The sequence below is a fragment of the Streptomyces sp. PL-25 genome (assembly GCF_058344915.1).
The window spans coordinates 2,250,465-2,274,737 of the sequence record NZ_CP136997.1; the positions used below are offsets into that span (position 1 = coordinate 2,250,465).

Genomic DNA, 24,273 nt, shown 5'->3' on the forward strand with positions numbered 1-24,273 from the left:
CGGCGGCGGCGCGGGCCCTGACCTGGGCGCGGTCAGCCCGGCACCGACACCAGCCCCGCCTCGAACGCCATGATCACCAGCTGGACGCGGTCACGGGCGCCCAGCTTGGCCAGCAGGCGGCTGAGGTAGGTCTTGGCGGTGGCCACGCTGATGCACAGTTCGGCGGCGATCTCCGTGTTGGACAGCCCCGTGCCGACGAGGGTCAGCACCTCCCGCTCCCGCTCGGTGATGCCGGTCAGCTCGCGGCGGGCGGGCCCGGCGGACGGCGCGGCCCGGCGCGCGAAGTCCTCGATCAGGCGGCGGGTGACGCTCGGCGCGATCAGCCCGTCCCCGGCGGCGACCACCCGCACCGCGCCGATGATGTCGTCCAGTCCCATGTCCTTGACCAGGAAGCCGGAGGCGCCCGCGCGCAGCGCCCCGTACACGTACGCGTCGTCGTCGAAGGTCGTCAGGACGACGATCCGCGCCCCGGCCGGACCCGCCGTGATCGCGCGGGTCGCCTCGATGCCGTCCGTCCCCGGCATCCGGAGGTCCATGACGACCACGTCCGGGTCGAGTTCCTCGGTGAGCGCCACCGCCTCGGCGCCGGTGGCGGCCTCGCCCACCACCTCCATGTCGGCCAGGTCCGCCATGACCATGCGCAGCGCGGCCCGGATCAGCTGCTGGTCGTCGGCGAGGACCACCCGGACCGTCATCGCGGGGCCGCCACGGGCAGGGGCAGCCGCGCCGCCACCCGGAAGCCGCCCTCCGGCCGGGGCGCCGCGCTGAACTCGCCGTGCAGAAGGGCGACACGCTCGCGCATCCCGGCGAGACCGAACCCGGTGTCGGTCGCGGTGCCGTGACCGCGGCCGTCGTCGGTGACCTCCAGGGCGAGCGCGTCGTCCCCGTAGTCCACGGTCACCCGGCAGGCGGGCGCCCCGGAGTGCCGTACGACGTTGGTGACGGACTCCTGGACGATGCGGAACGCCGACAGGTCGACGTCCGGCGGCAGCCGCCGCTCCTCCCCCAGCCGCCGCACCTCCACCCGGACCCCCGCCGCGGTGGTCGCGGCGGCCAGCCGGTCGAGGCCACCGAGCCCGGCGGGACCGAGGGGACCGGCGGGATCAGTGGGGCCAGCAGGGTCAGTGGGGCCGGTGGGATCAGTGGGACCCGTGTCGGTCTCACGCAGGGCGACCAGCATCCGGCGCAGCCCGGCCAGGGTCTCGCGGCCGGTGGTCTCCACCGCCCGCATCGCCTCGCGGGCCGCGTCCGGCTGGGTGGCCGCCACCCGGGCCGCCGCGCCCGCCTGGAGGGCGATGATGCCGATGCTGTGCGCGACGGTGTCGTGCATCTCCCGGGCGATGCGCAGCCGTTCCGCCGTGACCGCCTGCGCGGCGGCCCGCTCGTTCATCCGCCGCGCGTGCTCGCGCGACTGGTGCGCCGAGCTGCCGAGCAGCCAGGCGATCACCGTGACCAGGGCCACGGCCAGTTCCGCCGAGACACCCGCCGACCAGCCGCTCAGCACCCGGAAGGCGACGAAGCCGACGAGTGTGCCGACCGCCAGGGCGAGACCGGCCGCGGCGGTGCGGCGCGGCCTGCCCGCGGCGACGAAGTACAGCGCCACCGCCACCGCGAGGTACTGCGCCATGGGCAGTTCGCCCACCCCGAGCGTGGTCGTCTCCCCGATGGCCGCCGCGATCAGCACGGCCAGCGCGGCGAGCGGACGGCGCCCCAGCAGCAGGCCGCCGTACAGCACCAGGGCGGTGGACAGCACGGTGACCGTCAGGCCGTCCCAGCGGTACAGCTGGGCCGCCGGCCACTGTCCGGGCTCGGTCTCGCCGGGCAGCCGGACAGTGGTCAGCAGGGTGAACAGCGTGCTCGCGCACCACACGAGCGCCGTCCAGCCCGCGGGCGGGACACGGCGGAGCAGCGGCGGCGGCACGGTGGCGGACATGCCGTGATCGTAGGACCGGCCACGGCCGCCGGTCATCGGCCCGGGGACGTACGCCCCGGGTCGACATCCCGGACCGGGCCCGCGCGGCTCACGGTGCCTCGCCCCGGCTGCGGGCGTTCGCGTACGCCGTCGCCGCGCTCAGGCGCTCCGCCAGGGTCGCCGCCCGGACCAGCTCCGGTACGCAGTCCCACTCGCGTCCCCCGCCGAGGGGCCGCAACTGGACGTACGGCCCCTCGTGGCCCATGACCACGCCGACGCACCCGGTGCCGGTGTCGAGCGCGTAAGCCCCCACCGGCGGACACGGGCCGCTCACCGCAGTGCCGCGACGAGCCGGGCCGCCGTCTCCACGGAGCAGCGGCCCAGTTCCACCAGCGGGCAGGGTGCCTCGCGGGCCAGCCCGCCCGGGTCGAGTCCCAGTGAGGGCAGGGTGATTCCGGCCTTTTCCAGCGCGGTACGCAATTCAACAAGTGTTTCCTCCGCTTCCTGGACACAGACCGCCGAGTGAGCCGAGTGCTGCTGTGCTGCCACGGTGTTCTTCCTCCCTTTCCCTTTCCGGGATTTCCGTCATCCCGGGGTTTTACTCTTCGCGTCTCCACAATGGTGTTTCACGTCTACACTCGGAAGGGTTTCGGGCACTGCAAGGGAGCGGCTGCACAAGGGGGTTGGTAATGGCCAATGCTTCACGCCAGGTCGTCTGGGAGTTCTTCGGCACCGAACTGAAGCGGCGCCGGGAGAACGCCGGATTGACGCAGGTGGAGCTGGGCGGGCGGGTCTTCGTCTCGGGCGGCTACATCGGTCAGTTCGAACAGGCGATCAGGAAGCCGCAGTTGGATGTGGCCCAGCGGATCGACGACGTCCTGCAAACCGACGGTATTTTCGAGCGGCTGTGCAGAAAGCTGATCGACGATCCACGGTACGCGGATTACTTCGCGCATGCGGTGGAGCTGGAGCGGCTGGCGACGAAGATCTGTGAGTTCGCCCCGGCAGTCGTCCCGGGGCTGCTCCAGACACAGGCATACGCCCGCGCGGTGACCATCGCCGCGAATCCCTTCAGGACCGACACCTACGTCGACGAGATCGTCGCCGCCCGGCTGGAGCGGTCGCAGATCCTCGGCGACGCGACCCGCCCCGAGTACTGGGTGACCCTGCACGAGAACGTACTGCGCATCCCGGTCGGCGGCCCGCAGGCCATGGCCGCGCAACTGAACCACATCGCAGGGCTGGTGCGCGAGCGCTCGGCGGTGGTAGCGGTGCTGCCGTACGCGGCGGGGGCTCACGCCACCATGACCGGAGATCTGAGGCTCATGGAGTTCGAGGACGCCCCGCCGGTCGCCTATACAGAGACGGAGTATTCGGGGACACTCATCGACGATCCGGCCGTAGTGAAGCACGCCTTGCGCACGTACGATCTGCTCAGGGTCGCCGCGCTGTCGCCGGGGGCGTCCCAGGCCCTGATCGAATCGGCGGCGGAGGACTTCAGACGATGCGCGAGTACGACCTGACCAAAGCCTCCTGGCACAAGAGCAGTTACAGCAACGGGAGCGGCGGCAACTGCGTCGAGGTCGCCCGCGACTTCCCCGGCGCCGCCCGCTGGCGCAAAAGCACCTACAGCGACGGCAACGGCGGGAGCTGCGTCGAGGTCGCCGACGGCTTCCCCGGTATCGTCCCCGTCCGGGACAGCAAGGTCACGGACGGTCCCGTGCTGGTCGTGCGGGCCGGTGCCTGGGCGTGCTTCGTCGCGGGTGTGGCCGGGGCCGCGTAGGCGTCAGAGCAGCGGGTCCGCCGCCGTCCCCCGAACCACGCGGAGCCCCGGGTGACCAGCCCGAGCCGGTACTGAGCCCCGGCCGCCTCGCGGGCCGCCGCCCCTGGGCAAGCGGCCCGCGACGGGCGATCATGGTCGGCATGTCGATCGCAGCGGCCGTCCTGGTCTGGCTCAACGCCTGTGTGCACCTTCTGATCATGGGTGTGGAGATGTTCCTGTGGACGGTGCCGAGGGTGCGGGGGTCCTTCGGCACCACCGCGGAGTTCGCCGAGCGGACGAAGACGCTCGCCGCCAACCAGGGCCTCTACAACGGGTTCCTGGCCGCCGGGCTGATCTGGGGCGCGCTCGCCTCCGATCCGGTGGGCTTCCAGGCGCGGGTGTTCTTCCTGGCCTGCGTCGCGCTCGCGGGCCTGTACGGGGCCGCCACCTCCAGCCGGAAGATCCTCTTCGTCCAGACCGTCCCGGCCGCCGCCGGCCTCGCGCTGGTGCTCCTGGCGCACTGAACCCGTAGGGGGCCTGAGGGGGTAAACCCCCGGCACGGCATGCCAGTTGGCCGGATGGAGCGGGCCGGGGCGGTCCGGGAGGCTCCTCCTATGACCCAGCTGACCCAGCGCAAGCGCATCCGTGTCCGTACCGGCCGTACCGTCCTCACTCGTCGCAACGCCGCACTCGTCGGCGCCACCGCCGTCCTGCTCGGCATCACCGCGCCCGTGACCGCGTCGGCCGCCGCCCGGCCGTCCCCGGCCCCCACCCTCACCTGGACGAAGTGCGCGGGCGACGGCCTCGATCCGCGCCAGCGGTGTGCGACCCTCGACGTCCCGATGGACTACGCCGATCCGCGCGGCCCGCACATCGAGATCGCCGTCTCGCGCATCGCGAGCGAGAAGCCGTCCACGCGGCACGGGGTGCTGCTGCTGATCCCGGGCGGCCCCGGCGGATCCAGCCTGAACGACCCGTCCGGCAAGGGGCAGAAGCTGCCGCAGGCGGTCCGCGACCAGTACGACCTGGTCGGCTTCGCACCGCGCGGCCTCGCGCCCTCCACCGCCGTGGACTGCGGGCTCGACCACGCCGACCTGGCGACGTCCCGGCTGCGCCCGTGGCCGGCCGCCGACGGCTCGATCGACGGGAACCTGGCCGACGCCCGGCGCATGGCGGACGCCTGCGCCAAGAACGCCGGGCCGCTGCTCCAGCACCTGAGCACCGCGAACGAGGCCCGCGACCTCGACCGCCTGCGCGCCGCGCTCGGCGAGGACACGGTGTCCGCGTGGGGCGTGTCGTACGGGACGTACGTCGGCGCCGTCTACAACCAGCTCTTCCCGCGCCGCGTCGACCGCATGGTGCTGGACAGCAACGACAACCCGGACCCGCAGCAGGTCAACCGCGCCTGGCTGGGCGCGCACGAGCAGGGCGTGGAGGACACCTTCCCGGACTTCGCGGCCTGGGCGTCACGGCCCGGCAACCCGGACCGCCTGGCCGAACGGGCCTCCGACGTACGGCCGTTGTTCCTGGACCTCGCCGCCCGCCTGGACCACGCCCCGACCCCCTGGCCCGGCGCGAACCCCGAGGAGCTGAACGGGAACGTGCTGCGCCAGACCCTGCTGGACAGCCTCTACGCGCCGAAGAACTACCCGGCCCTGGCGAAGCTGATCCAGGCCGCGCGGCAGGGTACCGTCCCGCCCGCGCCGCAGGCGCCCCCGGAGGAGGCGCTCCAGAACGTGGCGGCCGTGGGCGCCGGCACCCTCTGCAACGACGTGGCCTGGCCGCACTCGGCGGCGGCGTACGAGAAGGACGTGGCGGACAGCCGCGCCGCGTACCCGCTGACGGCGGGCATGCCCCGTAACGCCATGCTGTGCGCCGCCTGGCCCACCGCGCCCCGCGAGGCCCCCGTCCGCGTCACCGACCGCGGCCCGTCCCGTGTGCTGCTCGTCCAGAACCGGCGCGACGTCGCCACCCCGCTCGGCGGCGCGCTGAAACTCCGTGCGGCCCTCGGCCGGCGCGCCGTCATGGTCACCGTGGACTCCATCGGCCACGACGCCTACCTGGCCAACGGCAACCCCTGCGGCGACCGCACCGTCTCGCGCTTCCTGGCGACGGGGCAGCGCCCGGCGGGGGACGTGTACTGCCGCTGAGCCGCGCGGGCCGCGCTCAGCCCGGCTCGACCGCGTCGACCATCCAGGTGCCGTCCTCCTCGTCGTCGACCCGGACCTCCAGTTCCCGCACGCTCATGCCCGCCTCCCACAGTTCCCGGAACCGCTTCATGCGGTCCTCGACGTGGTCGTGGCGGGCGATGAGCCGGGTGCGGACGTTGACGTCCCGCAGGTCCTGGTCGATCTCGAAGGACGCCTCCTCGTCGTAGACGATGAAGTCGTCGGTGGTGCCGCGCTGGAGCAGCGGCGGCAGCTCGGGCAGGATCGAGACGCGCACCTCGATGTGCAGCAGCTCCTGTTCCTCGCACAGCCGTAACAGCGGGTCGCCGAGTTCGCGGGCGCTCTCCAGCAGGAACACGCGGCGCACACTCACGCCCCGCTCCACCGCCTCCCGCTGCGCCTGGAGATAGCGGCTGGCGGGCTCGCTGTTCCAGAACTCGCGGTCCACGGAGGTGCTGGTGGCGCAGATGGAGTGCTCGGCGGCCCGGGTGAGGGACAGCAGCCAGTCGTGGTTCTCGCCGGGGCACTCGGCGCTCAGACTGGCCAGGTCCGCCATGTGGCCGACGACCCGGCCCATCTCCAGGCGGACGAACGTGTAGAGGAGCGGTGTGCCGGGGGCCAGCACCTCGGCGAAGCCCTTGGCCAGTTCGGGCACGCCGTCGACGCGGATCTGGGCGGGCGGGAGGTAGGGCCCGGCGGACCGGTCCGCCTCGGCGATCCGGCTCTCCACGAGCTGGCGCATGTCGGCGGTGTGCCGGGTCAGTCCGGTGTCCAGCCGGTCGTCGTGGCGGCGCAGACCGTCGCGTACGGCGTCGGCGGCCCCGCTCAGCAGGGCCTCGGTGTCCCGGGTGTGCGCGGCCAGCGCCCCGGCGTGCTCGTCGAGCCGCCGGTCCAGACCGAGGACGTGCTGCACGAGGACCGCGGCGGTGGCGCACAGGACGGCGGCCCCGGCCTGCCGGGACAGCGCGGTGTGCGGGGCCAGTACCGCCGTGACGGACCAGGCGAGCGCGCCGGTGACCACACCGGCCGCGATCCGGCGCGCCCACCGGGACGGGCCGGGGCGGGCCGCCCGCGCCGGGTGAGGGGCGAGGGCCGCTCGGAGCCGGTTCGCGATGCCGGACGGCGCCGCCGCACCGGCCCCGGCGGCCGGGCCGTCCGGGGCGGCCGGGCCGTCCGGGGCGGCCGGGGCGGCCGGGGCGCCCGGGACATCCGGGGCGTCCGTGGCGGCCGTGTCCTCGGGCTGGGGTGTCTGTGCCGTGCTCATCTCGCTTCTCCCCCCGTTGGGATACGCGTCGGATCGGGATGCGGTGAGGTGCCGTGGGGGACCCGGGCGGGCGTCCGGTCAGGGGACCGGCTCCACCTCCCGGTGCGGCGCGGGGATCGCGTGCAGGGTGAGCTGGTCGCGGATGCGCTGCACCTGCGCCCGCCACTGCCGGGTGAAGCCGGGCCGCTCCTCCAGGACGTCCCAGAGCGGGGCCAGTTCCGCCGCCACCCGGGCCCGCGGCATCCACAGGTGCAGCAGGTGGTCGACGGCGGGCCGCAGCACGGTGACGACACAGGGGCGGTCCCGCACCGCCGCTCTCGCGCGGACCGGCTCCGCCGGGGCGCCCAGGGTGATGCCGTCCAGCAGCCGGACCAGGGTGGTCAGCAGCCAGTCGTGCAGGGCCAGGTCGTCGCAGAGTCCGGCGATGTCGGCGGCGGGCGTGCCCTCGGGCACCCGCAGCCGTACGGTGCGCAGCTCGTCCTCGGCGAGGGTGAACCGCTCGACGGCAGGCCGGGCCTCCCCCTCGGCGGGCAGGGCCGCCCAGCGCAGCCGGGTGGGCCGGGAGCGCAGGGGCGGGCGCTGGTCGAGCAGGGGGTGGCGCAGCAGCCGGGTGAGCAGCGCGTCGGCTATCAGGCCGACGTCGAGGTCGCCGGGACGTCCGCCGCCGAGCACGCCCCGGGCGACCGCCTCGTGCGGCGCCTTCCCGAACGGCTCCAGCAGACCGGGCCGTACCAGGTACTGACCCCAGGGGCGCCGCTGGTCGGGGCCGGTGGCGGCCAGCCGGAAGTACGCGGAGGTCTGCAGGACGCGGCCCTCGGTGAGCGCGGCCCGCGCGGCGACCGTGCCGACCGCCCGGACGGCGCCGCCCGCGCTGGGCAGCGGGCAGTCGACGCCGGTGAGGGTCTCGGGAGAGCGCGCGTAGAGGTTGGGGCGTTCGGAGAGCAGGACGCGTTCACCGGCGCGCAGCGCGAGGAGCCGGTCGGCGGCCCGGATGTCGAGGGCCTGTCCGGCGGGCAGCAGGCAGGTGCGGACCTCGCCGCAGGCGAGCACGGTGTTCCCGGTCCCGCCCGGGGGCGTGTCCGCCATGTCAGGGCCCCGCGTAGAAGACGTAGGAGACCCGGTCGGCCACCGAGTCCGGGACGGTCACGCGCTCGCGGGCGGAGCGCTCGGCCACCTGGTCCAGCGCCCCCCGGTCCACGTCGGTCTGGTCGAGGACCACCCGCACGGCGTGCTCGACGGGCAGGAACCGGCTGGGCAGCACCGAGCAGGTCCGGTAGGCGGCGAACGGGTCGGCGCGCTCGTTCAGGCGCAGCAGCGGCGGCAGGTCGTCCCAGTCGTCGGGGAAGCCCGCGCCGGACGGCCGGTGCGGGTCGAAGACGGGCGCGCCCTCGTGGCGCAGCAGTCCGAGGCGGCCGAGCTGCCAGACGGCGGCCAGGAACGGACAGGACCAGGTGCGCCGTCCGTCGGCGTCGTCGCTCCACAGCTCGGCGTCGAGGAAGACGGAGTGGCGGCGGGCCGCGGTCTCCCGGGGCGGCTGCCAGGCGGCGGCGGTCTTCATCGCCTGCGGGGCGCGGGCGGCGGGGCTGCGCTCGCCGTTGGCAAGCCAGCCGGTCTGCGCGGCGGGCGGCCGGGCGCCGTGGCTGCCCGGCGGGGGCTCCTCCACCAGCCGGGCGGCCACGGCCTGGGCGACGGGCACCTCGCCGGTGACGGCGCAGCCGGACTCGCGGGCCAGGTAGTCGACGCCCAGCCCGGCCCGTTCGGCCTCGGCGAGCAGCAGCGGGACGAGTTCGGCGGGGCTGGAGAAGCGGGTGAAGTAGTCGTCGATGAGGAAGCAGGTGCTGATCCGGGGGCGCCGGCCGCCGGTGCGGGCCGCGGCGGCGGCGCGGGCCGCCTCCGCCCAGGGCCGCACCTGCTCGAAGTGGTCCCGCAGCCGCTGCGGACCGGCCTCGAAGTCCTCCATGTAGAGGTGGCCCAGTTCGAGGGACAGGTGGGACAGCGGCACCGCCTGGGTGCGCGGCTCGGCCGCGGTCTCGCGGAACACGGCCTCCGTCACAGCTGCCCCCAGTACGTGTCGTCCGTCAGCCGCCGGGCCAGTTCCTCCAGCGCCTCCAGGGTCTCCTTGTTGGCGATCTGGGTGGAGAGCACGTCCTCCTCGGTGATGAGCTGTTCGCGCCACTGGAGGATCGGTTCCAGCGGGACGATGCCGACGACGACGCTGTCCCCGATGCGGTGCTCGGCGGCGAGCCTGCGCAGTGTCTCGTCGCATGCCTGCATCCAGGCGGCCTGGGCGGACGAGCCGTGCGACCACAGCGGCGACTCCGGATCCGGTACGGCGGCCCGTACGAAGCGGATCGCGGCCCGCAGCGCCTGCTCGTCGTGGCCGCGGGCCACGCCGCCCTTGATGATGCCGTTCTCCTTGTGGACCAGCCCGGAGGCGGCGATCACGTGCTGCCGGGTCCAGCGGTGGAAGACCAGCCAGCGGAAGGGGACGTTGCGCATCCTGGGGTGGGCGGTGGCCGCGAGGGCCATGTCGACGGCGTAGCTGCGGCCCGCGCTGAGGTCGACGACGATCACGTCGAACTCGGTGTTCAGCCGCAGCAGCAGGTCCACGCACCGCTCCAGGGCCTCCTCGCCGGTGGCGAACTCGCCGCCGCCCGCGTCGCCGGGCAGCAGGACCAGCCGGCCGGACTGGTTGGGGCGGGCCCGCAGCAGCGGGTGCTCGGTCTGCCGCCAGACGTCGATCCTGGCGGGCTCGGCGGCCTCGCCCTCCAGGTAGGAGTGCAGGCCGCGCTCCGTGATGCCGCGCATGGCGCCCGGCACGTCGAAGACGGCGGCGGCGGTCGGCGAGCCGAAGTCGAAGTCCACGTAGGCCACGTGGTCGCCGCTGAGGGCGCGCTGGTAGGCCAGGTTGGCGCTGGTCACCGAGCGGCCCGTGCCTCCTTTGTCGGAGGCGGCGAAGACGAGCACGGCTCACACCTCCTGCGTGGCGGCGCCCCTGGCCTGGGCCAGGGTGTCGAGTTCCTGGAGGACGGGCAGGGCGAGCGCGAAGGCGGTGGCGGGCCGGTCGTCGAGCAGGCTGCGGGCGTGTTCGAGACGGCTCTCGATGCTCCGCATGGTCCGGCCCCGGCCGCTGTCGGTGCCGGTGGCCGCCTCCAGCTGCTCCTGGCCGAACAGGTGGGTGGCCTCGCTGAGCAGTTCCCGGGCGAGCTGGGCGAGTTCGGGACTGCGGATGGGCTGCTGCTCGTACAGGTTGCGGGCGGCCACCAGGCACTCGACGATGCGCTCGGTGATGCTCCAGGACATGCGCGGGGGCGTCCCGCGCGCGTCCGGGTAGACGGTCCGTACGTCGTCCCAGAGGTCGATGCCCGCGCCGTCCTGGATCCGCCGGTTCCACAGGTGCTCGAAGGTCTGCTCGGCCAGCCGCAGCAGGCGGTCCTGCGCGTCGATGTTCCGGGACAGCTCGGCGAGCTGCACGATCCGTTTGAGGAGCTGGGCGGAGAAGTCGGTCATCCGCCACAGGAGCAGTCCGCCGGAGCGGTCGGAACCGGCGAGCGGCATGGTGACGCCGGGGTGGTGCAGGCCGATGGCGGGGTCGTTGCGGGTCATCCGGCTGGTGACCCGGCCGCGGTCGGCCAGGCGTTCCATGATGGCGACCGTGCGGGTCAGGTCGTCGTCGGTGGCCTTCCGGCGGACCAGGTCGTGGACGAGGATGGCGGCGACGGTCAGGGAGAAGTACTCGGACTCCAGCCGCAGGCCGGTGGTCTGCCAGGGCAGGTCCTCCAGGGGCCAGCGCTCGCTGCCGAAGCGGGCGACGGCGGACCAGTACTGCTGGCTCAGCTCCCAGCGCAGGCGCAGCGCCTCGGAGAGCTTCTGCTGGTCGGCGTCGAGCAGTCCGAGGGTGAGGGTGCGCTCGGAGAACAGGTCCTGGATGCCGTCGAGCGCGACCACGGTGAAGTACACGTACGGCAGCCGGTCGGCGATGCCGTCGGGCTGGCCGGGGACCTGGACGTCCAGGTCGGTGACGCGCGGCGCGTCCCGCACCACGCCCCAGGCCCAGCCGCACTCGAAGAGCTGGCTCTCGTCGCGGATGCTCTCGTCGACCTGGATGCCGCGGGTGAGGCTCTCGATGATGGTGGCGCGCAGCGGCCGGAAGCGGCGGGCGAACTGCTGGAGGACGGCCCGGTCGGACTGGCGGTTCTGCCCGATGACCCGGATCAGCCGCTTGCCCTGCTCGGACTCGGCGTCGAAGACGTTGACCGTGAAGGAGCGCAGCAGGCTGATCATCGCGGAGGTCAGCCGGGCGTTGGTGGCCTCGCGCAGCTCCCCGACGGCCCGGCGGACCTCGGGGCGGGTCGTGGTGGTCTCGTAGACCTTGAGGAAGCCGAGGGTGGCCAGGCAGAGCGTGACGGACATGGAGTAGGAGTCCACCACCCCCAGCTGCGCCTGGTCGTGGGTGAGTTCGCCGCCCGCCTCGGCCGGTTTGAAGTAGTGCCCGCCGGCGAAGGTGGGGCTGTCGTCGGCTCCGGTGTGGGTGCGCATGAACTGGGTCAGCGCGGTGATCAGGTTGAGCGGGATCTCCAGGCGGCTGCCGACCCGCTCCACGGCGCGCAGGACGTCCCGCTCGGTGGTGTCGGGCTGGTCGACGCGGAACGCGGGGACCTCGGTGGCGGGATACAGCAGGCACAGCAGGCGCTCGGCGTCCGCGACGCTGCTCATCCCGTCGGTGTCGCCCGTGAGGAGCTTGCCGTCCTCGAACGAGTGCCGGGCCGTGGCCCGCCAGATGTCCAGCAGATGCTGCCGTGGCTTGATCTGCATCCCCGTACCCCTCGTACAGATCCCGTTGTCCTGTGCCGTCGCCCGTGCCGGCGCCCCTCACGCCCAGACATGGTCCCCGTTCCTACGGAGCGGCAATCTCCTCTTTGCGCCGTCCCAGGGCGAGGATCATGCCCTCGTGTCCGGGCCGTACCACGTGGTGCAGATCGTGCAGCTCCAGCTCGGCGGTGAACGGCTCCAGGGCCCGCCTGGCCCGCTCCTCGTTGACCCGGTAGGCCGGGTAGCGGTGCTCGCCCACGCGGTAGCCGACCGACTCCTTCATGAACGCCACGGCGAACGGCGCCCCGCCCGCGAGCGCCTCCATGAAGCAGCGCACGCCCCGCTGGAACTCCTCGGGGCACTCGGACATCGAGTCGGCGACGAAGAACATCGTCCCGATGTCCCAGCGGCGCCGTCCGTCAAGGTCGAACAGGTTGGCCCGTTCCACCCGGACGATCTCGCCGACCCGGCTGTGCGGGTCGACGCCGCGGTAGGCGGGGGCCTCGGTGAGCACGTCCCAGAAGGCGTCCCACTCCGTGCCCAGGCCCCCGGGCGCGGTCTGCCGCTTCAGGTACTCGATGTTCGGCGGCGCGTACTCCAGCAGGAGGACCTTCTCGCACCACGGCAGCATGGACAGCGCGGGATACAGGTTGGCGCCCGCGCCGACGTCGACGCCCCGCGCGAGGGCGGGGCCGGAGCCGGCGAAGCAGCGGCTGAAGTAGTCGCGCAGCAGGCGCACGATGTGGAGGTCGGCCTCCAGCGGCGTGCGGTAGTTGTTGTCGACGTACACCTCAGGATCGAACTTCGACCACGGGGCGTCAGCGTTGCGATCCATAGTCACCCTGCCGCGTTCCATTTCTTTGCGAGCCGGTCCGTGTGCGCGGGCCCCTGGACGCCGGCAGCCCCGAGTGGCGGACCTCGTCCCCCGCACCGTAGACCCGCCGCAAACACGCCGGTCCCTCACCGCGGGACGCGTCCGGTGCACCCCGGCGCACGTCAGCACATCCGGGCGCACACCCCAACTGGCCCTTGCAGTACGGAACTTGGAGGCTCCACTGTGGCAGAACGAGCAGCCGGCCGCCACATCCGGGCCTCAGTCCTTCGGGTGAGCGCGCCGGCTTCCGCCGGATTGACGTCCGCATGTCCTGACTGGGGGTGGCATGACCGCCGAACCGCTGGAGCATTTCCTCGACCGCCACGAGCAGCTCACCGCACCGTTCCCGGCCTCGCTGCCGCTCGTCCTGCGCCGGGTGCACGAGTCCGACCTGCCCGAACTGCAACGGCTGGACGCGGAGGTCTTCCAAGAGGTCGCGTACCCCGGTTTTCTGCTGCGCCAGCTCTACGACATGTACGCGGAGCACTTCCTCGTCCTGGACGACGGGACGGGCCGGCTGCGCGGCTATGTGCTGGCGGGGACGACGGCGCTCGGCCGCGACAGCTGGATCCTCGGCCTGGGCGTGACCCACGACCGGCGCCGCAACGGGCTGGGCCGGGAGCTGATGACGGCGGTCCTGGACCGGCTGCGCCGCGCCGGGATCGAGCAGGTCCGGCTCACCGTCGAGCCCACCAACCGGGCCGCGATACTCCTCTACCGCTCCCTGGGCTTCGGTCCCGAGGAACCCGACGGGGGCCTGCGCCCGGACTACTTCGGCCCCGGGATGCACCGGCGGATACTGCGCCTCGACCTCACCCGGGGCCGCTGAGCGGCCCGGCCGGGCGCGGCGCTCCCGTCCCACGCCTGACGGCGCGGCGACCATACGAGGCAGTTGTCGTCGACCGCCACCGCTCCCGGGAGCCCGTATGACCTTCCCCGCGCCGCTGACCGGTGTCGTCCCGCCCGTGTGCACACCGCTGACGCCGGAGGGCGAGGTGGACGTGGGCTCGCTGCTGCGGCTGGTCGACCATCTGGTGGCGGGCGGGGTGCACGGGCTGTTCGTGCTCGGGACGGCGTCGGAGGCGGCGTTCCTGACGGACCGGCAGCGCGCACAGGTGGTGGAGGCGGTCGCCGGGCACGTGGGGGCGGGGCTGCCGGTGCTGGCGGGCGCGGTCGACATGACGACGGCGCGGGTGCTCGACCAGGTGGCCGCGGTCGCGGCGGCGGGCGCGCGGGCCGTGGTGGTGACCGCGCCCTTCTACGCGGTCGCCCGCCCGGCGGAGATCGCCCGCCACTACCGCCGCGTCGCCGCCGCGAGCCCGGTCCCGGTGCTCGCCTACGACATCCCCGCCGCGGTGCACACCAAGCTGCCCGCCGCTCTCGTGCTGGAGCTGGCCGGGGAGGGCGTCCTGGCCGGACTGAAGGACTCCAGCGGCGAGCTGGACGGCTTCCGGGAGGTCGCCGCCGGGGTGCGCGCGGACTCGCGTACGGCCGGGTTCAGCGTGCTGACCGGCTCCGAGCGGCTGGTCGACGTGGCGCTGGCGCTGGGCGCCGACGGCGCGGTGCCGGGGCTCGCCAATGTCGACCCGCACGGCTTCGTACGCCTCTACCGCCTCGCGCGCGCCGGTGACGCGCAGGGGGCGCGGGCCGAGCAGGAGCGGCTGTGCGCGCTGTTCGCACTCACCCGGACCGGCGGCCCGGGACCCGCGGCGCCCGGCCCGTTGAAGGCGGCCCTGCATCTGCGCGGAATCATCGACTGCCCGGCCACCGCCGGACCGCAGCTCCCGCTGACGGAACAGGAGGTGGCACACGTACGCGACCACCTCGCGACGGCGGGGCTGCTGTAGGGCCCGGGTCGGCGGGGCCGGGCGGGCGGCGGCAGGGGCTGGCGGGGGCTGGTGAGGGCTGGTGGCTGGGGAGGCGTCCGGATGCTGCCGGGGGCCGGCGGCCGGTGGGCGGGACAGCGTCCGGATCCTGCCGGGAGCCGGTGGCCGGGCGGTGTCCAGGTCGTGCCGGGAGCCGGTCGGGGTGGCATTCGGGCGCCGCCGGGGGCCGGTGGTCAGGACGGGGTGCGGGCCGCCGCTGCCAGCAGGCGGTCGATGTCGTCCGCGCAGATGGTGAGGGCCGCGCCGACCGTGGCAAGGACGTCGCGCTCGGCGGGGGTGTAGGGGCCGTCGGCCAGGGCGATGCGGGCGGCCTGGAGCAGGACCGCCTCGCGGCCCGCCGGGGCGAGGTGGGGGGCCAGCGGGTCCAGGGCCTCGTGCAGCTCTATGGTCAGCCCGGGGGCGCACGGCTGGTCCTCGTAGACCCGCCCGGTGTCCGCGGCCAGCGCGTCGACCAGGGCGGCGAGCTGCTCCTCGGTGCACTCGGCGAAACCGGCGGCGCGCACGGCGGCGGCGGCCGTCTCCAGGACCGTGCGCGAGGAGGTGCCGCCCGCGGAGAGCACCGCGAGGGCGACGGTGTGCACGGCGTCGCGCAGCATCGCCGAGAAGCGGATGGTGGTCGGGTGGTCCAGGGCGTCGGTGCCGAAGCGGCCGGTGCAGGCGGCGCACTCCACGACCGGACCCGCCGCGCCGCGCGGCAGCAGCGGCACCCCGAGGACGGTGAACCGGCGCCGGCCGGTGAGCCGCTGGTAGTTGCGGTCACCGCCGCAGCCGGGGCAGAAGAACTCGCCGTCGCCCACGGGTGTCCAGGCGGTACGGGTGCCCAGTATGCGGGCAAGCCTGACGGCACGGCCGTTTCGTCCCCGTACTGGCAGCACGTCGCACCTCCGTAACCACGCGGCAACATCGCCACGTGGGCGTGATGTTAGCCACATCGGTGAGGCTGAGTCAGTACCCGGGACGAGACCTTTCCGTGACCTGGCCGGTAAACGACGGCAAAATTCCCGGCCCCGGCTGCCTCGATGGGCGGCCGGGGCCGGGAAAACGCCGGTCAGGGTGGTCAGCGGGCGGCCCGGTTGACGGCGGAGACGACCGCCTTCAGCGACGCACGTGTCGTGTTCGCGTCGATGCCGATCCCCCACAGGACCTTGTCCTCGATCGCGCACTCGATGTAGGAGGCGGCCTGCGCGGAGGCGCCCTCGCTCATCGTGTGCTCCTGGTAGTCCAGCAGGCGCACGTCGATGCCGATGGACTGGAGGGCGTCGAAGAACGCGGAGATCGGGCCGTTGCCGGAGCCGGTCAGCACGGTGTCCTCGCCGTCCACCTGGGCCTCCACCGTCAGGCTGTCCACGCCGTCGGTGTCGGTGGTCGACTGGCCCGTCTTGACCTGGATGCGGCCCCAGGGGTTGTCCGGGTTGGGCAGGTACTCGTCCTGGAAGACGGACCAGATCTCCTTCGGCGTGACCTCGCCGCCCTCCGCGTCGGTCTTCGCCTGGATGATCTTCGAGAACTCGATCTGCATCCGGCGGGGCAGGTCCAGCTTGTGGTCGTTCTTCAGGACGTACGCGATGCCGCCCTTGCCGGACTGCGAGTTGACGCGGATGACCGCCTCGTAGGAGCGGCCGACGTCCTTCGGGTCGATCGGCAGATAGGGCACCGCCCACTCGATGTCGTCGACCGTGACGCCCTTGGCCCGCGCGTCGGCCTCCATGGCGTCGAAGCCCTTCTTGATGGCGTCCTGGTGGGAGCCGGAGAAGGACGTGTAGACCAGGTCGCCCACGTACGGGTGGCGCGGGTGGACCTCCATCTGGTTGCAGTACTCCCACGTACGGCGGATCTCGTCGATGTCGGAGAAGTCGATCTGCGGGTCGACGCCCTGCGAGAACAGGTTCATGCCCAGGGTGACCAGGTCGACGTTGCCGGTGCGCTCGCCCTGGCCGAACAGGCAGCCCTCGACGCGGTCGGCGCCGGCCATGACCGCCAGCTCGGCCGCGGCCACCGCCGTGCCGCGGTCGTTGTGCGGGTGGACGGACAGGCAGACGTACTCGCGCCGGGAGAGGTTGCGGTGCATCCACTCGAAGCGGTCCGCGTGCGTGGAGGGTGCCGAACGCTCCACGGTGGCCGGCAGGTTGAGGATGATCTCGCGGCCCGGTCCCGGCTGGTAGACGTCCATCACCGCTTCGCAGACCTCCAGCGCGAAGTCCAGCTCGGTGTCGGTGAAGATCTCGGGGCTGTACTGGTACCCGAACGTCGTGCCATCAGCCTCCGGGCCCAGCAGCTTCTCGGCGTACTCCATCACCAGGCGGGTGCCGTCGACGGCGATCTGCTTGATGTCGTCCCTGGAACCGCGGAAGACGACCCGGCGGAAGACCGGCGCGGTGGCGTTGTACAGGTGGACGGTGGCGCGCCTGGCGCCCTTCAGGGACTCCACGGTCCGCTCGATCAGGTCCTCGCGGGCCTGGGTCAGTACGGAGATCGTGACGTCGTCCGGGATCGCGCCCTCCTCCTCGATGATGGAGCGCACGAAGTCGAAGTCGGTCTGGCCGGAGGCCGGGAAGCCGACCTCGATCTCCTTGTAGCCCAGCTTGACCAGCAGGTCGAACATGGCGCGCTTGCGGGCGGGCGACATCGGGTCGATCAGGGCCTGGTTGCCGTCGCGCAGATCGGTGGAGAGCCAGCGGGGGGCGGCGGTGATGCGCTGCTCGGGCCAGGTGCGGTCGGGGATGTCGACCTGCTCGTACTGGCCGTACTTGCGGACCGGCATGGAACTGGGCTGCTGACGGTTGACCATGGTGGCGTGGGCTCCTCGGGAGGTCCGCGGGTGACGCGGAGGCCGGTGGGGCGGCCGACGGCGCAACGCCAGACTCCGCGGGGAGGGGGTCGGCCTCGACTACAGGCCCTCGCCGCGGCAGCTAAGGAGAAGCAGCCCGAAACGCATGGTGCTGTGCAGCCTAGCCGAGCCGCGTCGGACGCGTGGACCCGTCCAGTATGCGAAACGAGACCCGCGAAAGGGAGCAAAAGGTACAAAGAGTGCGCGTCGTCACACCGCGCAGCCACCCCTACCCTTCGCGACCGCCGAAGGAACGCCTTGCCCCGATTTTTCACCAATCAAGGTTGCAGGTAGTGACTTTGACATCACGCAGTGCGATGGTCGACGTATGACCAGCCACGGGGGCCAAGAGCCCGTCTTCTGCACCATCGTCCCGCCCCACGTCCTCGACCGGCTCGCCCGGAACGAGGACCCCGCGCTGTCCGGCCCGGCCCGCCGCAGCCTCCAGCGCGACGCCATGGAACGCACCCGCAGGCGCCTGACCACCGTCGTCGGCGCCACCGCCGTCGCCCCGCCCGCCGGCAAGCAGGCCGAGCAGCCGCACCGCACGATCTACGACGCCCACCACCGCACCGACCTGCCCGGCACCAAGGTCCGCAGCGAGGGCCAGCAGCCCGGCAAGGACGCCACCGTCAACCGCGCCTACTCCGGCCTCGGCGCCACCTTCGAGCTGTACCTGAAGGCGTACGGCCGCGACTCCATCGACGGCAGCGGCCTGCCGCTGGACGCGACCGTGCACTACGACGAGAAGTACAACAACGCCTTCTGGAACGGCGAGCAGATGGTCTTCGGCGACGGCGACGGCGAGGTCTTCCTCGACTTCACCATCCCGGTCGACGTCATCGGCCACGAGCTGACCCACGGCGTCACCCAGCACACCGCCAACCTGGCCTACTTCGGCCAGTCCGGCGCGCTCAACGAGTCGGTCTCCGACGTCTTCGGCTCGCTGATCAAGCAGTACACGCTCGGGCAGAGCGCGAGCGAGGCCGACTGGCTGATCGGCGCCGGGCTGCTCGCCCCGCGCGTCACCGGCACCGCGCTGCGCTCCATGAAGGCGCCCGGCACCGCCTACGACGACGACGTGCTCGGCAAGGACCCGCAGCCCGCCACCATGGACGACTACGTCCACACCGGCAGCGACAACGGCGGCGTGCACATCAACTCCGGCATCCCCAACCACGCCTTCTACCTGGTCGCCACCGCGCTCGGCGGGCACGCCTGGGAGAAGGCCGGACAGGTCTGGTACGACGCGCTGACCGGCGGCAAGCTCAAGGAGGACGCGGACTTCGCGGCCTTCGCCACCCTCACCGTGCAGGCCGCCCGCGAGCGGTACGGCGCGGGGGACGTGCTCCAGGCCGTGCAGAAGGGCTGGGAGCAGGTGGGGGTGCGGACGCTCTGAATCCGTACTAGACACTGACCCATGCGTATTCAGGTACGGCGCACGGGCGGCTTCGCGGGCATCGAGCGGCACGCCGAGGTGGACACCTCGCAGCGGCCCGATGCCCCCGAGTGGCGGTCCCTGGCCGAGAAGGCCCTCGCCGCGGGCCAGGGCACCCCGCCCGCCGGGGTCCCGGACGGCTTCCACTACGAGATCACGGTCGACGGACACACGGTCCACGCCGCCGACCCCCGGCTCACCGACGACCAGCGCGAGCTGATCACCAGAGTGCTGAAGGAAGGCGCGTAGCCAGGGGCCCGCAAGCCCTTTCCGTGCACGGGCGTTGACTTCCGTTACCGCCGGTACGGATGATCCGCGCATGGCGACTGACGCAGGCACCTCAGGCACCTCGGCCGAACCGCTCCCCCGGTTCCCGGACGGTTTCCTGTGGGGGGTGTCCACCTCGGCGCACCAGATCGAGGGAGCGGCGGACACCCGGGAGCCGTCCGTGTGGGACGCGTTCTCCGCCGAGGCGGGCCGGATCAAGGACGGCTCCACGGCGGCGGTGGCCTGCGACCACTACCACCGGCACACCGAGGACGTCGCCCTGCTGGCCGGGCTCGGCGTCGGCGCCTACCGCTTCTCCGTGTCCTGGCCCCGGGTGAACTCCCCCGGCGGCCTCGACTTCTACGACCGGCTCGTCGACGAGCTGTGCGCGGCCGGGGTGCGCCCCGTCCCGACGCTCTTCCACTGGGACCTGCCGGCCGGTCTCGACTGGCTGGAGCGCGACACGGCGGAGCGCTTCGCGGAGTACGCGTCGGTGGTCGTCGGGCGCCTCGGCGACCGCGTCGGCAAGTGGATCACCCTCAACGAACCCGCCGAACACACCCTCCTCGGCCACGCGCTGGGCGTCCACGCGCCGGGCAGGCGCCTGCTGTTCGACGCGCTGCCCGCCGCCCACCACCAGCTCCTCGCCCACGGCCTGGCCGTACGGGCGCTGCGCGCGGCCGGGGCCTCGGACATCGGCATCGCCAACTCGCACGCCCCGACCTGGCCCGCCTCGCGCGAGGCCGCGGACGTGGAGGCGGCGGACTTCTACGACATGCTGCTCAACCGCCTGTTCGCCGAGCCGCTGCTGCTGGGCCGCTACCCGGAGGGCGTCGGCGAGCTGATGCCCGGCGACGTCGAGGCCGACCTCAAGGTGATCGCGGAGCCGCTGGACTGGTACGGCGTCAACTACTACGCCCCGGCCCGGGTGGGCGCCCCGCAGGGCACCGACGCGGAGGTCGGCGGGATCAGGCTGCCCGCCGGACTGCCGTTCACCGTCCGACAGATCGAGGACCGCCCGGTCACCGACTTCGGCTGGCCGGTGGTCCCCGAGGGCCTGACCGAGCTGCTGACCGGCTTCCGCGAGCGCTACCGCGACCGCCTCCCGCCGCTCGTCATCACCGAGAACGGCTGCTCCTACGAGGGCCTGGACGACCAGGACCGCATCGCCTACCTCGACGCCCATCTGCGGGCGCTGCACCGGGCGATGGCGGCGGGCGTGGACGTACGCGGCTACTTCGTGTGGTCCCTGCTGGACAACTGGGAGTGGGCGGAGGGCTACGCCCGGCGCTTCGGCCTCGTCCACGTCGACTACGCGACCCTGGAACGCACCCCGAAGTCCTCCTACCACTGGTACCGCAGCCAGCTCCGCGCCCAGAGATGACCCGCCCCCGCCGGCCGCCGCGCCCGCCGGGTCCGGCCTCGTCCCCGGGCAAAGCCCCCGCGCGCCCCGGGCCCGACCCGCTCGCCGAACCCGTCCGGCCGGTCGGGCGGGGCTGGACGGCCGCGCTCTCGCTGGCCAACGGCGCGATCTGGGTGGGCTGGTACGGACCGCTGCAGATCCTGCTCGCCGCCCAGGCGCGGGACTTCGCGCCCGGCACCGGCCTGTCCAAGGAAGCGCTGCTGGCCTGGGTGACGGGCGCCGGGGCGGTGGTGTCGCTGGTGGCCAATCCGCTGTTCGGGGCGCTGTCGGACCGGACGACGGCCCGCTGGGGCCGCCGCTCGCCGTGGATCGCGGCCGGGACGGCAGGCGGCGCGCTGTCGCTGCTGCTCCTGGCGGGCGCGCACGGCGTGGCCGCGATGGCGGCTGGCTGGTGCCTGGTCCAGCTCACCCTGAACGCGGCCTTCGCCGCGGTGACGGCGGCCGTGCCGGACCGGGTGCCGCGCGCGCAGCGCGGATCGGTGGGCGGCCGGCTGGGGGCGGCACAGATCCTCGGGGTGGTCGGCGGGACGGGACTCGCGACGCTGACCGGCGGCACCGGGGCCGGGTACGCGGCCTGCGCGGTGTTCACGGCGGCGGGCGTGCTGCCGTACCTCCTCGGCTTCCGGGACCTGCGGCTCCCGGCGGCGCGCCGCCCGCCCTGGTCCTGGCGGGGCTTCTGGGGCGGCTTCCTGCTCAGCCCGCGCCGCCACCCGGACCTCGGCTGGGCCTGGCTGACCCGCTTCCTGATCAACCTCAGCAACTCCCTGGTGCTGCTCTACCTCCTCTACTACCTGCGCGACCGCGTCGGGTACCCGGACCCCGAGCGGGGCGTCCTGGTCCTCACCGCGGTGAACGGGGCCACCCTGCTGGCCACGGTGGTGGCGGGCGGGGTGTGGTCGGACCGGGCCGGCCGCCGCAAGCCGTTCGTGGTCTGGTCGGGCGTGCTCATGGCGGTGGCCACGGCCGCGCTGGCGGCGTGGCAGACCTGGCCGGGCGCGCTCGTGGCGGCGGCCGTCCTCGGCGTCGGCTTCGGCGTCTTCACCTCGGTCGACTTCGCCCTGATGACCGACGTACTGCCCACCGCCCTGGACCGCGGCAAGGACCTCGGCGTCATCAATGTCGCCAACGCCCTCCCCCAGGTGGCGGCCCCGGCACTGGCCGCGCCGATCGTGACGTACCTCGGCGGCTACCGCGTGCTCTACCTGATCGCGGCCGCGATCGGACTGGCCGGTGCGGTGCTGGTGGGGCGGATCCGGGGCGTGGAGTGAGGCGCGGGGGGTGGGCCGCCGCGGGAGACCGCAGGAGACCGCAGAAGAAGGGGACCGGGGTCCCGGGCGGTGCGGATGCCGGGAAAAGCCCTACGGGCTTGCCGCTCCCGCGTCGTACCCTGGGAAGCGCGAGGCCGCCGTCAGCTGTGCGGCCGTGACGAGGAGGAAAAGCAGGCGTCGAGCGCCGGCCCATGACTCAGACACCCGCAGCCAAGACCCCCGCGCAGGGGCAGGCGAGAGCACAGTTCACCGTCCCCGCCCAGCACCCCATGGTGACCGTGCTGGGTTCCGGCGACTCCCTCCTGCGCGTGATCGAGAAGGCCTTCCCGGGGGCCGACATCCACGTCCGGGGCAATGAGATCAGCGCGGTGGGCGACACGGCGGACGTGGCCCTGATACAGCGCGTGTTCGACGAGATGATGCTCGTGCTCCGCACCGGGCAGCCGATGACGGAGGACGCAGTGGAACGCTCGATCGCCATGCTCAAGGCGAGCGGGAACGGCGAGGGGGACGGCCAGGAGACCCCGGCCGAGGTGCTGACGCAGAACATCCTGTCCTCGCGCGGGCGCACCATCCGCCCCAAGACGCTCAACCAGAAGCGCTACGTCGACGCCATCGACAAGCACACCATCGTCTTCGGCATCGGCCCCGCCGGTACCGGCAAGACCTATCTGGCGATGGCCAAGGCGGTGCAGGCCCTGCAGTCCAAGCAGGTCAACCGCATCATCCTGACCCGCCCCGCGGTCGAGGCCGGCGAGCGCCTCGGCTTCCTGCCGGGCACGCTCTACGAGAAGATCGACCCCTATCTGCGCCCGCTCTACGACGCGCTGCACGACATGATCGACCCGGACTCGATCCCCCGCCTGATGGCCGCGGGCACGATCGAGGTGGCCCCGCTGGCGTACATGCGCGGCAGGGCGCAACCGATCTTCACGAACGTCCTGACGCCGGACGGCTGGCACCCCATCGGCGACCTCCAAGTCGGTGACCTGGTCATCGGTTCCAACGGTGAGCCGACCCCTGTCCTGGGCGTCTACCCGCAGGGCGAGAAGGACATCTACCGCGTCACGGCCCAGGACGGCGCCTGGACCCTGTGCTGCGGCGAGCACCTCTGGACCGTCCGTACAGCCTCCGACAAGCGCCGGGACAAGCCGTGGCGGGTCCTGGAGACCCACGAGATGATCGGCAATCTGCGTGCAGCGCACGCCCGCCGCTACGAGCTGCCGATGCTCACGGCGCCGGTGTGCTTCCCGGGGCGTGAGGTGCCGATGGACCCGTACGCGCTGGGTCTGCTCCTCGGTGACGGCTGCCTGACCGGCTCCACCACGCCCTCGTTCGCCACGGAGGACCCGGAGCTGGTGGCGGCGCTGGAGTCGGCCCTTCCGGGAGTGTCGGTACGGCCTCGGGGCGGACCGGACTACGTCCTCAACCGGATCAAGGCTCCGGGCGACGTGATCACCTTGGAGAACCCGGTCACGGGTGTCCTGCGGAAGCTGGCACTTCTGGGGACCCGGTCGTTCTCGAAGTTCGTGCCGGACGACTACCTCCAAAATTCGGCCGAAATCCGCCTGGCGGTACTCCAAGGACTGCTCGATTCCGACGGTGGCCCGGTCACGCAGTCCGACCGCACGTGCCGCATCCAGTACACGACCGCCTCGATCCGGCTCCGGGACGATGTCGTCCAGCTCGTACAGTCGCTGGGAGGTGTCGCCTACAGCCGCCGCCGAGCCGCTGAGGGCCGCAAACCCGGCCGCGCGCGTGGCCAGGACGTCCACCACCGCCGTGACACCCACATCCTGGACATCCGTCTACCCGAAGGCATCGAGCCCTTCCGCCTCGCCCGCAAGCGCGACAGGTACCACGCGGCCGGGGGCGGCGGGCGGCCCATGCGGTTCGTCGACAGCATCGAGCCGGCAGGCCGCGAGGAATGCGTCTGCATCCAAGTGGCGGCCGAGGACTCCCTGTACGTCACACAGGAGTACCTGCTGACGCACAACACCCTGAACGACGCCTTCATCATCCTGGACGAGGCGCAGAACACCAGCCCCGAGCAGATGAAGATGTTCCTCACCCGGCTCGGCTTCGACTCGAAGATCGTGATCACCGGTGACGTCACCCAGGTGGACCTGCCGAGCGGGACCAAGTCGGGTCTGCGGCAGGTGCAGGACATCCTGGAGGGCGTCGAGGACGTCCACTTCTCCCGGCTGTCGTCGCAGGACGTCGTACGGCACAAGCTGGTGGGCCGTATCGTCGACGCGTACGAGAAGTACGACAGCACGCACGGCACCGAGAACGGGGGCGTGTCCAAGGGCGGCCGTTCCCGGTCCGCCGCCGGGCACGGCCACGGGCACAAGGGGAAGTAGACCAGCACG

At 72.9% G+C, this 24,273-nt stretch carries 23 protein-coding genes; 11 read left to right on the forward strand and 12 right to left on the reverse strand.

Annotated elements, in window-relative coordinates:
* Nucleotides 1–32: 32 nt before the first annotated feature.
* From R4Z62_RS10035 to R4Z62_RS10050, 4 genes are all read right to left on the reverse strand, one after another.
* Nucleotides 33–695 carry a response regulator gene (locus R4Z62_RS10035; RefSeq protein ID WP_491519613.1) on the reverse strand — a complete coding sequence of 221 codons (663 nt, stop codon included), beginning with the start codon at nt 693–695 and terminating at the stop codon, nt 33–35.
* Nucleotides 692–1,933, reverse strand: coding sequence for a sensor histidine kinase (locus R4Z62_RS10040; protein ID WP_491519614.1), 1,242 nt, complete (start codon nt 1,931–1,933; stop codon nt 692–694). Before R4Z62_RS10040 ends, R4Z62_RS10035 begins: the two co-directional genes overlap by 4 nt.
* Nucleotides 1,934–2,021: 88 nt before the next feature.
* Complete coding sequence (locus R4Z62_RS10045; RefSeq protein WP_491521967.1) at nt 2,022–2,225, reverse strand: hypothetical protein; 204 nt, start codon at nt 2,223–2,225, stop codon at nt 2,022–2,024.
* A gap of 17 nt (nt 2,226–2,242) precedes the next feature.
* Entirely contained in the window at nt 2,243–2,461 is a 219-nt protein-coding gene (locus tag R4Z62_RS10050) for a hypothetical protein (protein ID WP_064533069.1), read from the reverse strand.
* A gap of 140 nt (nt 2,462–2,601) precedes the next feature.
* Between R4Z62_RS10050 and R4Z62_RS10055 the strand changes: the two genes are divergently transcribed.
* From R4Z62_RS10055 to R4Z62_RS10070, 4 genes are all read left to right on the forward strand, one after another.
* Nucleotides 2,602–3,435, forward strand: coding sequence for a helix-turn-helix domain-containing protein (locus R4Z62_RS10055; protein ID WP_355482585.1), 834 nt, complete (start codon nt 2,602–2,604; stop codon nt 3,433–3,435).
* Nucleotides 3,417–3,695: a DUF397 domain-containing protein gene (locus R4Z62_RS10060; RefSeq protein ID WP_491519615.1), complete on the forward strand. Its 279-nt coding sequence runs from the start codon at nt 3,417–3,419 to the stop codon at nt 3,693–3,695. The genes R4Z62_RS10055 and R4Z62_RS10060 overlap by 19 nt, the downstream gene beginning before the upstream one ends.
* A gap of 140 nt (nt 3,696–3,835) precedes the next feature.
* Complete coding sequence (locus R4Z62_RS10065; RefSeq protein ID WP_381743255.1) at nt 3,836–4,198, forward strand: DUF1304 domain-containing protein; 363 nt, start codon at nt 3,836–3,838, stop codon at nt 4,196–4,198.
* Between the two features lie 90 nt (nt 4,199–4,288).
* Nucleotides 4,289–5,824 carry an alpha/beta hydrolase gene (locus R4Z62_RS10070; protein WP_491519616.1) on the forward strand — a complete coding sequence of 512 codons (1,536 nt, stop codon included), beginning with the start codon at nt 4,289–4,291 and terminating at the stop codon, nt 5,822–5,824.
* A 16-nt stretch (nt 5,825–5,840) separates the two neighbouring features.
* On the opposite strand, the gene R4Z62_RS10075 is transcribed toward R4Z62_RS10070, so the two are convergent.
* From R4Z62_RS10075 to R4Z62_RS10100, 6 genes are all read right to left on the reverse strand, one after another.
* On the reverse strand, nt 5,841–7,106 hold the full coding sequence (locus tag R4Z62_RS10075) for a hypothetical protein (RefSeq protein WP_491519617.1): 1,266 nt from the start codon (nt 7,104–7,106) through the stop codon (nt 5,841–5,843).
* 78 nt (nt 7,107–7,184) lie between these two features.
* Nucleotides 7,185–8,192 (reverse strand): SCO2521 family protein, encoded by a 1,008-nt coding sequence (locus tag R4Z62_RS10080; RefSeq protein ID WP_491519618.1) that lies wholly within the window; start codon nt 8,190–8,192, stop codon nt 7,185–7,187.
* A gap of 1 nt (nt 8,193) precedes the next feature.
* On the reverse strand, nt 8,194–9,159 hold the full coding sequence (locus R4Z62_RS10085) for an SCO2522 family protein (protein WP_491519619.1): 966 nt from the start codon (nt 9,157–9,159) through the stop codon (nt 8,194–8,196).
* The gene (locus R4Z62_RS10090) at nt 9,156–10,073 is read right to left on the reverse strand and encodes an SCO2523 family variant P-loop protein (protein WP_064533076.1); all 918 of its coding nucleotides are present in this window, start codon (nt 10,071–10,073) and stop codon (nt 9,156–9,158) included. Before R4Z62_RS10090 ends, R4Z62_RS10085 begins: the two co-directional genes overlap by 4 nt.
* Before the next feature lie 3 nt (nt 10,074–10,076).
* The gene (locus tag R4Z62_RS10095) at nt 10,077–11,921 is read right to left on the reverse strand and encodes an SCO2524 family protein (RefSeq protein WP_064533077.1); all 1,845 of its coding nucleotides are present in this window, start codon (nt 11,919–11,921) and stop codon (nt 10,077–10,079) included.
* Nucleotides 11,922–12,003: 82 nt separating this feature from the next.
* Complete coding sequence (locus R4Z62_RS10100; RefSeq protein WP_237305334.1) at nt 12,004–12,753, reverse strand: SCO2525 family SAM-dependent methyltransferase; 750 nt, start codon at nt 12,751–12,753, stop codon at nt 12,004–12,006.
* Between the two features lie 325 nt (nt 12,754–13,078).
* Here R4Z62_RS10100 and R4Z62_RS10105 point away from each other — a divergent pair, with 325 nt between their 5' ends.
* Nucleotides 13,079–13,621, forward strand: coding sequence for a GNAT family N-acetyltransferase (locus tag R4Z62_RS10105; RefSeq protein ID WP_064533079.1), 543 nt, complete (start codon nt 13,079–13,081; stop codon nt 13,619–13,621).
* 97 nt (nt 13,622–13,718) lie between these two features.
* Complete coding sequence (locus R4Z62_RS10110; protein WP_491519620.1) at nt 13,719–14,639, forward strand: dihydrodipicolinate synthase family protein; 921 nt, start codon at nt 13,719–13,721, stop codon at nt 14,637–14,639.
* A gap of 212 nt (nt 14,640–14,851) precedes the next feature.
* On the opposite strand, the gene R4Z62_RS10115 is transcribed toward R4Z62_RS10110, so the two are convergent.
* Together R4Z62_RS10115 and leuA are read right to left on the reverse strand one after the other, a co-directional pair.
* On the reverse strand, nt 14,852–15,553 hold the full coding sequence (locus tag R4Z62_RS10115) for a TerB family tellurite resistance protein (RefSeq protein WP_064533082.1): 702 nt from the start codon (nt 15,551–15,553) through the stop codon (nt 14,852–14,854).
* Nucleotides 15,554–15,735: 182 nt separating this feature from the next.
* Complete coding sequence (gene leuA, locus R4Z62_RS10120; protein WP_064533083.1) at nt 15,736–17,466, reverse strand: 2-isopropylmalate synthase; 1,731 nt, start codon at nt 17,464–17,466, stop codon at nt 15,736–15,738.
* Between the two features lie 367 nt (nt 17,467–17,833).
* Between leuA and R4Z62_RS10125 the strand changes: the two genes are divergently transcribed.
* From R4Z62_RS10125 to R4Z62_RS10145, 5 genes are all read left to right on the forward strand, one after another.
* A complete protein-coding gene (locus tag R4Z62_RS10125) occupies nt 17,834–18,904 on the forward strand; it encodes a M4 family metallopeptidase (protein ID WP_064533084.1) in 1,071 nt (356 codons plus the stop codon).
* Between the two features lie 21 nt (nt 18,905–18,925).
* Nucleotides 18,926–19,192 (forward strand): protealysin inhibitor emfourin, encoded by a 267-nt coding sequence (locus R4Z62_RS10130; protein ID WP_064533085.1) that lies wholly within the window; start codon nt 18,926–18,928, stop codon nt 19,190–19,192.
* 70 nt (nt 19,193–19,262) lie between these two features.
* On the forward strand, nt 19,263–20,594 hold the full coding sequence (locus R4Z62_RS10135; protein WP_491519621.1) for a GH1 family beta-glucosidase: 1,332 nt from the start codon (nt 19,263–19,265) through the stop codon (nt 20,592–20,594).
* Entirely contained in the window at nt 20,591–21,901 is a 1,311-nt protein-coding gene (locus R4Z62_RS10140; RefSeq protein ID WP_491519622.1) for an MFS transporter, read from the forward strand. The genes R4Z62_RS10135 and R4Z62_RS10140 overlap by 4 nt, the downstream gene beginning before the upstream one ends.
* Before the next feature lie 191 nt (nt 21,902–22,092).
* On the forward strand, nt 22,093–24,264 hold the full coding sequence (locus tag R4Z62_RS10145; protein ID WP_491519623.1) for a PhoH family protein: 2,172 nt from the start codon (nt 22,093–22,095) through the stop codon (nt 24,262–24,264).
* Nucleotides 24,265–24,273 lie beyond the last annotated feature (9 nt).